The sequence below is a fragment of the Bacillus sp. AP8 genome, assembly GCF_000321185.1.
Lineage (GTDB): Bacteria > Bacillota > Bacilli > Bacillales > DSM-1321 > Bacillus_AD > Bacillus_AD massilioanorexius.
Window position 1 is genome coordinate 107,477 of the sequence record NZ_CAPG01000019.1, and the last position, 12,957, is coordinate 120,433.

General features: G+C 35.1%; 14 protein-coding genes and 3 pseudogenes. 15 read left to right on the forward strand and 2 right to left on the reverse strand.

Going from position 1 to position 12,957, the window contains the following annotated elements; genetic code table 11:
* Positions 1–231: 231 nt before the first annotated feature.
* The 9 genes and pseudogenes from BN349_RS26240 to BN349_RS03370 form a co-directional block, all read left to right on the forward strand.
* A pseudogene (locus BN349_RS26240) lies at positions 232–387 on the forward strand (sporulation protein YhbH); the annotation flags it as partial.
* A gap of 412 nt (positions 388–799) precedes the next feature.
* Positions 800–1,663 (forward strand): LXG domain-containing protein, encoded by an 864-nt coding sequence (locus BN349_RS23215; protein ID WP_019240861.1) that lies wholly within the window; start codon positions 800–802, stop codon positions 1,661–1,663.
* Positions 1,660–1,974: pseudogene (locus BN349_RS26815) on the forward strand (pre-toxin TG domain-containing protein); the annotation flags it as partial. The gene BN349_RS23215 and the pseudogene BN349_RS26815, both read left to right, overlap by 4 nt.
* Before the next feature lie 147 nt (positions 1,975–2,121).
* A pseudogene (locus BN349_RS26820) lies at positions 2,122–2,700 on the forward strand (LXG family T7SS effector ribonuclease toxin YxiD); the annotation flags it as partial.
* Positions 2,700–3,140: an SMI1/KNR4 family protein gene (locus BN349_RS03355; protein ID WP_019240863.1), complete on the forward strand. Its 441-nt coding sequence runs from the start codon at positions 2,700–2,702 to the stop codon at positions 3,138–3,140. The pseudogene BN349_RS26820 and the gene BN349_RS03355, both read left to right, overlap by 1 nt.
* 269 nt (positions 3,141–3,409) lie before the next feature.
* Positions 3,410–4,081 carry a pre-toxin TG domain-containing protein gene (locus BN349_RS03360; protein ID WP_081591161.1) on the forward strand — a complete coding sequence of 224 codons (672 nt, stop codon included), beginning with the start codon at positions 3,410–3,412 and terminating at the stop codon, positions 4,079–4,081.
* The gene (locus BN349_RS26255; protein WP_232423510.1) at positions 4,066–4,308 is read left to right on the forward strand and encodes a hypothetical protein; all 243 of its coding nucleotides are present in this window, start codon (positions 4,066–4,068) and stop codon (positions 4,306–4,308) included. Before BN349_RS03360 ends, BN349_RS26255 begins: the two co-directional genes overlap by 16 nt.
* Positions 4,309–4,403: 95 nt before the next feature.
* Positions 4,404–4,682 carry an HNH/ENDO VII family nuclease gene (locus BN349_RS26260; protein WP_019240866.1) on the forward strand — a complete coding sequence of 93 codons (279 nt, stop codon included), beginning with the start codon at positions 4,404–4,406 and terminating at the stop codon, positions 4,680–4,682.
* Positions 4,683–4,696: 14 nt separating this feature from the next.
* Positions 4,697–5,146, forward strand: a complete 450-nt coding sequence (locus BN349_RS03370) for an SMI1/KNR4 family protein (protein WP_019240867.1) — start codon at positions 4,697–4,699, stop codon at positions 5,144–5,146.
* Between the two features lie 781 nt (positions 5,147–5,927).
* On the opposite strand, the gene BN349_RS03375 is transcribed toward BN349_RS03370, so the two are convergent.
* Positions 5,928–6,329, reverse strand: coding sequence for a hypothetical protein (locus BN349_RS03375; RefSeq protein ID WP_019240868.1), 402 nt, complete (start codon positions 6,327–6,329; stop codon positions 5,928–5,930).
* 157 nt (positions 6,330–6,486) lie between these two features.
* Between BN349_RS03375 and BN349_RS03380 the strand changes: the two genes are divergently transcribed.
* Entirely contained in the window at positions 6,487–7,404 is a 918-nt protein-coding gene (locus BN349_RS03380; protein WP_019240869.1) for a helix-turn-helix transcriptional regulator, read from the forward strand.
* 59 nt (positions 7,405–7,463) lie between these two features.
* The gene (locus BN349_RS03385) at positions 7,464–7,922 is read left to right on the forward strand and encodes a GyrI-like domain-containing protein (protein WP_019240870.1); all 459 of its coding nucleotides are present in this window, start codon (positions 7,464–7,466) and stop codon (positions 7,920–7,922) included.
* Positions 7,923–7,983: 61 nt separating this feature from the next.
* Here BN349_RS03385 and BN349_RS03390 read toward each other — a convergent pair whose 3' ends face one another.
* The gene (locus BN349_RS03390; protein WP_019240871.1) at positions 7,984–8,862 is read right to left on the reverse strand and encodes a LysR family transcriptional regulator; all 879 of its coding nucleotides are present in this window, start codon (positions 8,860–8,862) and stop codon (positions 7,984–7,986) included.
* A gap of 111 nt (positions 8,863–8,973) precedes the next feature.
* Here BN349_RS03390 and BN349_RS03395 point away from each other — a divergent pair, with 111 nt between their 5' ends.
* From BN349_RS03395 to BN349_RS03410, 4 genes are all read left to right on the forward strand, one after another.
* Entirely contained in the window at positions 8,974–10,080 is a 1,107-nt protein-coding gene (locus tag BN349_RS03395) for a citrate synthase/methylcitrate synthase (RefSeq protein WP_019240872.1), read from the forward strand.
* Positions 10,081–10,336: 256 nt separating this feature from the next.
* Positions 10,337–10,945 carry a class I SAM-dependent methyltransferase gene (locus BN349_RS03400; protein WP_425457755.1) on the forward strand — a complete coding sequence of 203 codons (609 nt, stop codon included), beginning with the start codon at positions 10,337–10,339 and terminating at the stop codon, positions 10,943–10,945.
* A 115-nt stretch (positions 10,946–11,060) separates the two neighbouring features.
* Entirely contained in the window at positions 11,061–11,942 is an 882-nt protein-coding gene (locus BN349_RS03405; protein ID WP_019240874.1) for a DMT family transporter, read from the forward strand.
* Between the two features lie 152 nt (positions 11,943–12,094).
* A complete protein-coding gene (locus BN349_RS03410; RefSeq protein ID WP_019240875.1) occupies positions 12,095–12,820 on the forward strand; it encodes a sulfite exporter TauE/SafE family protein in 726 nt (241 codons plus the stop codon).
* Positions 12,821–12,957: the final 137 nt, after the last annotated feature.

Consider the following 12,957-nt stretch of genomic DNA (forward strand, 5'->3'; position numbering starts at 1 on the left):
TTGATTGGCTATACGTCTTTCAAAGTTTTTATGTTTTAAACATTTTTAATAATTAATTCGGCCATTATTTGAATCCTATATTATAGGATGTTAAGCAGACTTATGAGATTAGTTCCAGTGGTTCAGAAATAAAAAGAACACACTTTTTACTACTTGGTCTGTCTTTTCATATGAGAATGACAAAGACCATATTCTTAAAGGTGGGCACTTACAAGTAGGGTATATCCTCGCCAAGTCAACCAATATAATCGCCACTCAACACTCATGAGTGCCTACAAAAACATCAAGCATGACAAGTTTTATCATTATATCTTGAAGCAGAAGACAGATGTGTTTTATGCGATGAAGAGCTTCTTTGCGAAAGAAGAGAAGAAGACGCCGGTTTAAAAAGAGCATATTTTAGTCTTGAGCCAGCCTTTGTGGTTGGTTTTTTATTTTTTCCTGCGTAAATGTTAACTACAGAAGATCATTAGTTAAAAAGAACGGTTAACGATTTACTAGTTGATGCTTTGTTGAATAGCCTAAAAGTATGATGACTTTACTGTTCGTTGAAGCGTATTTCATAAAAAAAAGCGACAGATTGACGATAGTAATGAAGTATATAACTTGTTATGGTTTTTATGATGTCATTTTTTGGGTGATTTTAATTTGTTGTTGAATAGAAAATAAATGTTTTTAAGATAAATAGCGAAATAAGAAAGAGAAAGTAGCCGTTGCTTTCTCTTTCTTTAGGATATTTTACAAATGGGATGAGAAACAGGTAGCGGTCATGATCGGTACGTAAAAGGGGTGTTGTCAATTGAAGGTATTAGAAGTAAACATATTGCAATCTGGAATTGATAAAGTAAAGAACGACCTAAACATACAGGAAAAACAGTTACAACAAATTGAACAAAGTATACAGGGAATCATTGATTTACAAGACTCTTTTAAAGGAGAGGGAGGGCAAGCAATCAGGGGATTTTACGAGTCGTATCATCTTCCTTTTTTAAAGGAACTATTGTCGTTTTATGGAGAATACATAGAAACCTTGTCACAAATGAAGCTTAACCTAGATTTGTTGGAGCCGAACAATAAAGGTTTTATCAGGGAAAGTTTTTTAGAGTATGAGGTTTCTGACGGCTTGAAAATGATAAAGGAAAGAACCATGTCTTTAACAGAAGAGGCCAATTCGATTATGTCAGGTGTATCAGATATTGTGTCTCTCCCTAAACTGGATGATTCTTATGTCCTTCAAGGAATTACGCAGGCCGATCAGAAAAGAGATTTAACGATTGGTCAACTTCACACCTACGATCAACAGCAAACATCCGCCTTACTACCTTTGGAAAATAATGTGCAAGCCATGGTACAATATGTTCAACTAGTCTCGACACTCTTTCAAGCACGAAATGGCTCCGTGTCATCGATAGAATCCATCTTCTACAGTCAGGATGTATTTCAGCCTCAATTATCTTTGTTCACTTACTCTACTGCAACGTTGAACAAATTGAGTGCCTGGGATAATTTTTATTTGAATTACTTAAAAAGCAACCCGAATCCTAAAGTGGAACCATTAATCAGCGCTAGAGAAGCGGAAGCGCTCATCCATCAAGAGCGCTCATCCATCAAGCGGTTGATGAAAGACAAGTCATTGATGAATACAAGGGCATCAACGAAGTGAGCGGTATAGACGGGAAATACTATACATTGCCGGACGGCAGGATTTTACGGCAATACTTTAGCCCGACGAGGGTCTACAAGTATGAGTATGCCGACAGCATTCCGGAAGAACGAATCGGTGGTGTCAAGGAATCTGGTTCAGCAGCGTTATCCACCATTCTTGACATCGTTCCGGGCATCTCCAACATAAAAGGCGCCATAGAGGCAAGCGTCGGAGAGGACATCATTACTGGAAGAGAACTTAGCAATGTGGAACGGGGAATCGCGTTGGCCGCAATCTTCGGTGGTCCGATTGTTAAAGGTTCTCTGAAATTTGGAAAAGTAGCCATGAGCCAGCTGTCGAAAGTAAAGAATGTCTTAAATCCCGACAAAGCGATAACATTTGCGAAGGATCTTTACGACGACTACATCAAGAAAGGCATTCAGGCAGGCTATTCCGCTGTCAACGGTTTGGTGAAGAAAATAGCCAATCTGCCGATGCCAATGAGTCCGAATCTTGCCACCGCAAACGGCATGCCTTTCACCAAGACCATCGGCGAATCAATGACGGAAGCGAAAGAAACGATTGTGCAGATGGCGGGGAAAGTGAAGGGTACGGGTAATAAAATAGATTCTGATTTAATAAAAAAATATATTAGAGATATAGAAGGGCGAACAGGCAGAGAGTTACCTAAAAACCAAATAGAGAAGTTGAAGGAAGCCTTAAGAAATAAGGAATATAAAAAAATGTCACCAATAGAAACAGCTAAGCATAGGGCAGAATTTGATAAAGTAAAAAATAAAGTAATTAAAGAGTGGGAAGAAAATACTGGGCAAAAGTGGCCTATGTATAATGAAAATGTTATTTCAGAAAAAACAGGTAAAATAATTAGGAAACAAGGAGATAAGTATGATGCTCATCATATAATTGAAAATACTTTTGGCGGAGAACATGAATGGTGGAATATGCATCCTGCAAAATTCCCAAATGATCATCAAGCTAGTATTCATGGAGCAGGTTCACCAGCAAATACACTATTTAAAGGAGGTAAAAAATAATGAGCTATGAATTCATTAAGGCAAATCAAGAAAATAGTTTTTATCCAGTGACTGAAAACGAAATAAAGGAGGTTGAGAAGGAACTTGATTTGAAATTTCCTAAAGAGTTAGTTAATTTTTATATAGAGGTTGGCTACGGATTTATTAAAGGTTCAGAGTTTACTATTAATCGTATTATGGACCCATATTCAGTAAGAGATTTTCGATTAAGAGTTAATGATTTTGAATTTTATCCCGACATAGAAATCTATGCTGAATTTAAGAATAACAAACTAATATTTTTTGAAGGCAGTGAATCGGCTTTAATGTCTATAGAATTGAATGAAAATAATAGAAGTGCAGTTTACTATTATGATATTCAAATTGCGACTTCTCTTGAAGAATTTTTAAGAAAGATAGAAGAAAATGATAAATATTACTTGGATTTACTAGCTGATTAAAGAACGATAATCAAAAAAACTTGAATGTTTTTACGCCTTTCAAGTTTTTTTGATTTCATGTATGTTAAACAAATAATTAACCCTCATCCTTCCCTCAATTTATAATTCGTTTGATGCACTAGTTTGTACTTAAAGATACTATAGAATACGTATCCCTCCTTTTTTAAGCTCCAAACGGACATTGTTCACAATAGATTCTATCTTGTACAATCCTAGTTGTATATCAATCATCTATTCCATATATACCTAGTATATTTGAATTATTTGATATGAGTGCTCGAGAAGCAGAAGCGTTGATGCGTCATGCGAAGGATTCTGTCGAAGTGATTGACGAATACAATGGTATGAACGAAGTCAGTACCATTAGTGGCCATTACTATACATTAGGTGATGGCAGGATTTTGCGGCAATACTTTAGCCCGACGGGGGTCTACAAGTATGAGTATGCCGACAGCATTCCGGAAGAACGAATCGGTGGTGTCAAGGAATCTGGTTCAGCAGCGTTATCCACCATTCTTGACATCGTTCCGGGCATCTCCAACATAAAAGGCGCCATAGAGGCAAGCGTCGGAGAGGACATCATTACTGGAAGAGAACTTAGCAATGTGGAACGGGGAATCGCGTTGGCCGCAATCTTCGGTGGTCCGATTGTTAAAGGTGTTTCAAAATTAGGAAAAGCAGGCATGAAGCAGCTTTCGAAAGTGAAGAATGTCTTTAATCCTGATAAAGTGAAATCATTGGCGAAGGGTTTCTATGACGACTACATCCAAACAGGCATTCAAAAAGGTACTTCTGTATTCAAAGATTTAGTCAAAAAAGTGGCCGATTTACCAGTAACCACCCCAAGTCTCGCCACCACAAACGGCATGGCTTTCACGAAAACCATCGGTGAAACGATGAAAGAAGCGAGGAAACCATTGTGCAGATGGCGGGGAAAGTGAAGGATGCAGCTCCTGCTGTAGTAAAAGAGAAAGAGCAATCTTTTGCTGATTTTGAGTATATTAAAGATATTGAAATGGAAGAGCCTGTGATTCTAAAAGGTGAACTACCATGGGGACCAGGGAATATTGATAAATTAGGCAAACTAGTTAAAGGAGTACCTTCTAAGCTATCTAAGGGTACTGGTAAAGAATATAAAATAAAGAATATAAAAACTATAAGGCTGTAGAATATAACGGGACAACCAAAGTTGATGGTGAAGTGAGGGATATTAGTAGAAGGGTTTTTCAAAGGTTAGATATTGATTATAAGAGAGTCGACCCTATGACTGGTAAGACAAATTACCAATTAATGAAAAGTGGAAAAACGCCAATTTGGAAAGATGGGACTAAAATAGAACTTCATCATTTAATTCAAAGAGAGCCAGGATCAATGGTAGAGCTCCCAAGTAGTATGCATAAGGAATATGATAAGATCTTGCATGGGCTAGTGGAGAATGGTGGAAGTTTTAGAAATGATCCTGTTTTAAAAAAGCAATATGAAAACTTTAGGGCGAAATATTGGAGATGGAGAGCTAAACAAATAGATAAAGACGAATTATAAAAGGAGGATTTTGAATGAATAAAGATGAACTAACAAATTTTATTAAGAGAAATATGGAATCAGATGACTTTACTGGCGGAGCGAATGAAAAACAGATTGATTATGTTCAAGATACACTAGAGTTAGAATTACCTGAAAGCTATAAGTGGTTTTTAACTAATTATGGATCTGGTGGGTTATTTGGAGTTGATATTTTAGGAGTTGCTAAGTCGAATATTGCTTCTGTTGTTATTGAAACGAAGAGTTATAGAGATTTGGGGATGGATAGAAATTTAGTTGTTATAGAAGATATTGGGGAGTATGCTTATTGTTTAGCTACAAGTAATATGGAGAATAATGAGTGCCCAGTTATAGCGTGGAATAGACAAGGTGGGCTTGATGACTACAATACTGCAAATGACTTTTATGAGTTTTTATCACAAAGGTTATTGGATGCTAAAGAAGCATGGGAAGAAGATTTTTAATATGAAGATGACCTTGTTTTAAGCTTAAACAAGGTCATTTTTATTTTTTATTATGGGGCTATCTAGTGCCGAATAAAATTGCCTTAATTATGAGAATAGATATAACTATTGAAAGCCCTACAAGATCTCTAACCAAATTATTCAGTACGTACAACAACTACAAAATATATACCCTAATTCACGTTTTTTCATCTCAGTAAATACCATATTATTATTAGTTACTATCATTACAAACTCTCCAATAACCAATCTATGTTTTTTACTACTAATTAAACTTTTTCGCAACTTTGACGTATATAGAACGATTACTATGTCGAGAGGCTATTCCACCTCGATTAACTCCTGAATGTAGATGTTTAACACATTAAATAATGTCATCGATCCTACTTCATTAGTCAAAGAACTACAATCCAATCTACGGATGAACCAGTTTCCGAAGAATATATAAATGAGGTGGGAAATCAGATAGGGAATACACTTCCGAGTGATTATGTAGAATGCGTCCACAATAATACCCACTACCTGTCCCGTCTTGGTTAAATAATACTTTTTACGTGATTATTTTAATCATTAGTATGGGGTGTGTAACTCAGGGTTTAGAGTGGAAAACGAATAAGCAGGTTAAAGAGAGTTAAATAAAATCGGCGATAATACGAAATACTTCTGGAATAGAATTATGAAATATTCGTACTCTTATGAAAAAAATGGTGAAAAGTAAGATTTGAGATGTAAGGAATGTTAAATAGAATCGAAAGGGTTACAATACATAGACCTTTCGATTCTAATTTCTTCTAATTAAAATAATGGAATCTGAAGGAGTAATCCTGTCTAGATGTTTAGCTACAAGATCGCCATACCTACGTAAGATCTCTGCATATTGGACTACCTTGTTATCGTGTTTAAAAACGATTAAATGAATATCATCTCTCACTTCAATGTCACTAGGATCTTTAAAGGAAATGCCTAGCTCTTTATTGATACTCTCTTGTGTGGTGTAAGGTGGAAAAATGTAGGCACGATCCCATGTGAAATCTACCAAATTATTTATGTCGATTTCCTTTGAACGATTTTCTTTTATTATTTCATTTATCTTTTCTTCAAAAGCAGAATTGTGAAGGGTTGCTGTTGATTTACAGCCTCCTAAAAGTAAAAGTGTAACAACTATCAATATGACTTTCTTCAAATAAAGACCTCTCCCTTTACTAGCCCTCATGTTTCCATTTTAGCATTTCATTTATCTTGAATCTTAGAAACTTTTTATATTTTAGAGATTTCTTCATCCTTTGTTCCTTTATAATAAAAGAAAAATATCAAAAATCATAAATAGTTGAGGAGTATGGATGAAACTAGAAAGATTATTATCGATATTACTATTATTATTGAAGGAAGAGCGTATAACAGCAGATTTTTTAGCCGAGCGTTTTGAGGTAACGAAGCGGACGATTTATCGTGATATGGAATCATTAATGATGGCAGGTATACCAATTGTTACTTTTAGTGGAAAAGGGGGAGGATATGGATTAGTAGACTCCTATAAAATGTCTGTTTTTACTTTTAGTGAAGAAGAAAAGCAATTACTTTATCATAGCTTGGATAATCGAATGCAATTGTTGGAAAGTAAGCCTATTGAAGAATTACAAGGGAAAATTGAGCAATTATCAACTAATATTTCTCCTATACCCATTCGATTATCTAGTCCTTCGGTTAACCGTCCTGAAATTGATGTAGAAGTGAAAAATCGGATGGAAAGTATACTTGAAGCTATTGATCAAGGGTTTGATCTTGTTTTTTCATATGTTAGCTATAAAGGTGAAATGACGAGGCGAACAGTGCGACCTAATACCATGCTTTTGCAAAATGGTAGCTGGTATGTAGAGGGCTATTGTCACTTAAGACAAAGCGATAGAATGTTTAAACTTACGAGAATGCAAGATCTTCAAGTGATAGAAGCAAAGAAAGTAACGACTCCTCTTACTAAAAGTCTAGATCTTCCTATGGAGGATAAGAAGCCTCCAATGAATGTAGTTCTCCATTTTGATAAAAGTAGATTGGGATTATTATACGATTATTTTAGTAAGCAAGAGATTAAAGAAGTAACGGAAGATTATGTGAAAGTACAAATTACATATGAATATGATTTTGATATCATTCCATTTCTTTTAAGCTTTGGGGATAAAGTGAAAATTATTGAACCACTTGAATTAATTGACATGCTTCAAATGGAAATAAAAAAAATCAAAGAAATTTATAAAAGCTGACAGATAGATGTCAGCTTTTATTTGTTATCTTTATATCAAACGAAAGGTTGGTGCTTACGATGGAATATACAACAGTTAATATCGAACAAAAAGTGATAGCAGGTATTGGTATTCGTACAACAAATAAAAATGGGAAATCTATGCAGGATATCGGGATTACTTGGCAAACATTTATTGAAGAAAAGTGGATGGAGCGCATTCCTAATCAAGTAAATGCGTTAGCCTACGGGGTATATAGTAACTATGAAGGTGATGCATCCAAGCCTTATGATTTTTTAGCGGGTATTGAAGTGAAGAGCCCAATAGGAATCGATGGAATCCAATATGTCACAATTCCTAGTGGTACATATGCAAAGTTTACAGTAGTTGGACATATGCAAACAGCTGTTGGGGAAGCATGGGAAAAAATATGGTCGATGGATTTACCTAGAGCCTATGATTATGATTTTGAGGTGTATCATAATGATTCTACCGATATGAATAATCAGACCATTGATTTATATATTTCTTTACAATAACAGAAATGTAATCCTGAGGGTGTTTGGGTTACTCCAAACACCTTCAGGATTTTTAAGTGTTTTACATTTTAAACTGCTGTAGAAATTTCATGAGCTGCTTTTGCATCGTATGTTCATATTTCAGAACAACATACGTACTTGCTTGTGGAAGTTTAATGGTAGGACAAGGAACCTCCATTAATCGCCCCTCTAAAATTTCACGTCGAACGGTGGATTCAGGTAAAAAGGAGATGCCTAGCCCCTCGGCGATAAATCGTTTCGTTATATTAATTTGGGACACCTTCATCATCCTTGTGTTCGGAAAATGATGCTTAACCATCCTGTTCAGATGATCCCAATAGACAGGATGGTTATCGGTTAAAAGAATGTTTGAAGTTAGCACTTCTTCTTCATCTAGTGGAGGTCCAGATTCTGAGCATAAACCATCATGTGGAGCAATGAGCTTGACATCATCAGTGTGTAAAAACTGACAAAACAAATTTGAATCAGTTGCTGGTAAGCAAGAGATTCCTAAATCAATTTTTTCACGTAGTACAGCTTGTTCAATATCTTCTGAATCGAGTACCTTAACGGAAAGCTCTACATGCGGATGCAGCTTCATGAATTTCTTTAATACCGAGGGCAGGATTGTATCAGCATTTAAAGGAGAAATAGCTAAAGTAAGCTTACTGGTATAACCTTGACTAAAGGTTTGTAAGTCTTCTAAGCCTTGTTGATATACCTTCATTAGCTGTTCAGCATGAGATACATATCTCTTCCCTTCTTCTGTAAGCTTGACCCTCCTACCTTCCTTTTGAAATAAATGAACACCTAATTCCTTCTCAAGGTTTTGAATATGAACTGTCACCGAGGGCTGTGAAATGAATAAAATTTCAGAGGTTCTTTTGAAATTCCCACATTTCGCTGCCGTTAAAAACGTTTGAATCCAGCTGAATTCCATGATGATTCTCCTTTAATTAAAAATATTAATCTATTAATTTAAATTTATTTAATTTTCTTAATTAAATAAATTATATATGATTATAGATAAATACAAAAGGGGGAGTTGGAAATGATTCACCACGGCTTAAAGGGTGTAGTTGCGGTTGGAACAGAGATCGGTCATGTTGATGGAGATAAGGGAATTTTATTATATAGAGGCTATGAAATTGGAGAAATTGTTGGGAAAAAATCGTTTGAAGAAATCGCATATTTATTATGGTACGGCGAATTTCCGGATGAATCTCAGCTAAGTGAATTAAAGAAATTGTTGAAGGCAAATCGTGTTTTACCAGAGTATATTGAGTCATTAATTACTCAGCTTCCTAAAGACATGGAAATTATGGCTGTATTACGAACAGCTATTTCAGCATTAGGTTTGAACTTTTATGGATGGAAGCCAACGGTTGAGCAAGCCATGAAACTTACGGCTGTAGCTCCCATCATTATTGCCTATCGAAAAAGATATATAGATGGGAAGGAATTTGTGAAGCCACATCCAAATTTGAATCATGTTGCAAATTATTTGTACATGTTAAATGGTGTTATTCCTTCATCAGCACATATTAATGCTTTGGAAACATATATGATATTAACAATGGAGCATGGCATGAATGCATCGACTTTTTCAGCAAGAGTAACCGTTTCTACGGAATCCGATATCGTTTCGGCACTAACATCCGCCATTGGTACGATGAAAGGGCCACTTCATGGTGGAGCACCATCAGAAGTCATTCAATTATTGAATGAAGTTTCTCATACGGACGATATAGAAGCAACTTTAAGGGAGAAAATTTTACGTGGAGAGCGTTTGATGGGCTTTGGACATCGAGTATATAAAACGATTGATCCAAGATCAGTAGCTTTAAAAAATAAATTGAAGGAATTTTCAGGAGAAGATCCATGGTTAGATCTTGCCATGGAAGTGGAGAAGATAGGAACGAAGCTACTTGGTGAACTAAAACCAGGGAGAAAATTATATACAAATGTAGAATTTTATGCAGCAGCTATTATGAAAGCTATAAATTTAGAAAAAGAGTTATTTACTCCAACCTTTACAGCAAGTAGATTTGTAGGCTGGACGGCTCATATCTTAGAGCAATCAGAAAATAATGTTATTTTTAGACCAGAATCGGAATTTGTTGGAGAGGTGAAAAGTTTACAGGTAGCTCATGATTAAGTTTTCATAAGTTGAAGTAAGGAATGGATTCCTTACTTCTTTTTTGTATTCACTAATTATTATGAAAATCAGATAGAAGTGTAAATGCTTATTTCATGAATACAAATTATATAATATATGTTAATATGCACATATATTATATAATAGGTGTGGATTTTAATGGAAAACTGCATACAGATAGTGCATAGGCATTTTTCGAATCTAAAAGGCTAGATGAGGTGAAGTAGAATGATTAATTAATTCATGGAATAAAGTCATTTATAAAATTTGGTCACCATTTTATGATTATTTTTTTAATACGGGTGCCTTCTTGAAGGCTAGGGAGAGTGTCTTTCAAAATATTTCTTTTCAAGAAGGGCAAAAGATCTTATTTGTAGGAGTGGGAACGGGAGCGGATATTGAAATGGTTCTGCATCATAACTTAAACATAACGGCCATAGATTTTTCGAAAGACATGCTTAATAAAGCAAAAGCTAAATATCATAAAAAATCAATTGTGTTTCAAGAAATGGATGCGCAAAATCTAACATTTGAGGATGAAGATTTTGATATAATTGTTGCTAGTCTGATTTTATCAGTGGTTCCAAATCCAGAGCGATGCCTACAGGAAATGACTAGAGTGGTTAAACCACAGGGGAAGATTATTATTTTCAATAAATTTGCTCCGGTCAATCAAAGACTTTCTATTTCAAAAAAGATAATGAAGGGAGTTATTAAAGTATTAGGAACAGATATTAGTTTGGTATTTGAAGACATCTTTCAAAAAAACAATCAGCTATTACGTATAGAAGAGGATACACCTATCATGATGAATGGAATGTATCGAAAGATTGTTATAAGGAAGATCAAGAATACGGCTATATAAAACATTATATTTTTAGATTTAGAGTGTTATAATCTCAAATAGGTATTGAATAATTCATATGATATAAAGCTCTTAATGGAATGATTAAGGTACACAGCTAGAAACGAGGAAAAATATGAAATACGCATTATATGTTTTAATTGGCTCCTGTAGCTTCGGTGTTCTTTCAACGATTGTAAAATTTGCTTATGGTGAAGGTTTTCTGCCACAAGAGGTTGTTTTTTCTCAATATATTTGTGGTTGGATCATGCTTAGTATCATCATGTTAATCAAAGGTGTATCTACAACTAAGAAAGAAAAACTTCAGCTTATGGCAGCGGGAATCGTAACGGCTATAACAGGTATCACCTATAATATGGCTCTTTCACACATTTCTGCCTCACTCGGAATTATATTGCTTTTTCAATTTACTTGGATAGGATTATTATTAGATTCTTTGACCAATAAGAGGCTTCCAAGTCGAATTCATGTGATCACAATTATCATCATCCTGATTGGAACAGCTTTATCAGGTGGGCTTATTGGTAGTCACGTAGAGTGGAATATGGTTGGTGTCGTTTTAGGACTAATTTCTGCTGTTTCTTACGCTTTTTCTATTTATTTTAATGGGGTTATCTCACCTAATATGCAAAGTCTAACAAAGGGCTATTATATCGGAACAGGCGCATTAATCACAATAACCATTGTTTTTCCACCAACTTTTCTCGCACATGCAGAAAGTTATACAGGATTATGGAAGTATGGAATTATGCTCGGCATTTTTGGAATGATCATTCCTCCGATTCTATTTGCAGCAGGTGTTCCAAAAATCGGTACTGGATTGGCAACAATTCTTGGATCAGCAGAATTACCAGTTGTTATACTACTATCAATGTTCGTGCTGAAAGAAGAGGTGTCCTTGCTTCAATGGCTTGGTGTGCTATTGATCTTACTAGCTTTAGTACTGCCGCAATTACCACAGATGAAACGAGAGAAAAGAATGAGTAAAAGTACATAATTTCATTGGAAAAGAAAGAGAAGTCTTCTTATGAGATTTCTCTTTTTATTATGTCAGTTCATTGAAGCTGTAATCTGGAATGGATATAATTGGTGTATTGAGCATGGTTTAAACTATTTTAATCATAAGTTGTTCAATAGAGGAGGGGGATTTTGGGATCGTATATCTTCTTTTTTACTATTATCTTAGTTGCATCGATACTTCAAACCAGCACAGGCTTTGGCTTTTCGATTATGGCTACGCCTTTTTTACTGCTATTATTTTCACCGGAAGAAGCGGTACAAATTACTATTATTTTATCGTTACTCATATCCGTTTCTTTAATACGAAAGATCAGAAAAGAGATTGATTTGGTGCTATTAAAAAGACTAACAATCGGAAGTATTGTCGGCGTACCTTTTGGTGTTGCAATCTTTATGACGATGAATATTAATACGATTAAACTAGGAGTCAGCCTTATTTTATTACTCTTAACGGTCTTATTCATTTGTCAGTTTAAAATTAAGGCGACAAATACGAGAGATTTCATAGTTGGAGGTATTTCGGGCATTCTAACAACGAGTATAGGGATGCCAGGTCCACCGCTTTTGCTTTATTTTACAGGTACGAATGCAAAAAAAGAAAAGATTCGAGCTACTACTCTTGCATTCTTCCTTGTTATTTATTTTATTAGCCTAATTACTCAAATTATTTTTACGGGGACGAATAAGTTAGTATGGGAATCTAGTCTGTATGCTATTCCCGTTGTATGTATTGGTTTGTATATTGGACAAATCCTTTTTACATGGATTAGTCAAAAGGTCTTTCGGATCTTTACATATGTGTTGCTGATTAGTACGGGGGTTTATCTTTTACTAGAAAGTTTAGGAGTATTTTAGAAAGAAATTATTCGTTGTAGGTGAAACAAAAGTGAATACAACAAAATGATGCATGACAACGTGCGTAACATGAACTTTTATAAGAAAGTAAAAATACACCCGTGAACAATGCTGTTCGTAAAAAAGAATAAATTATA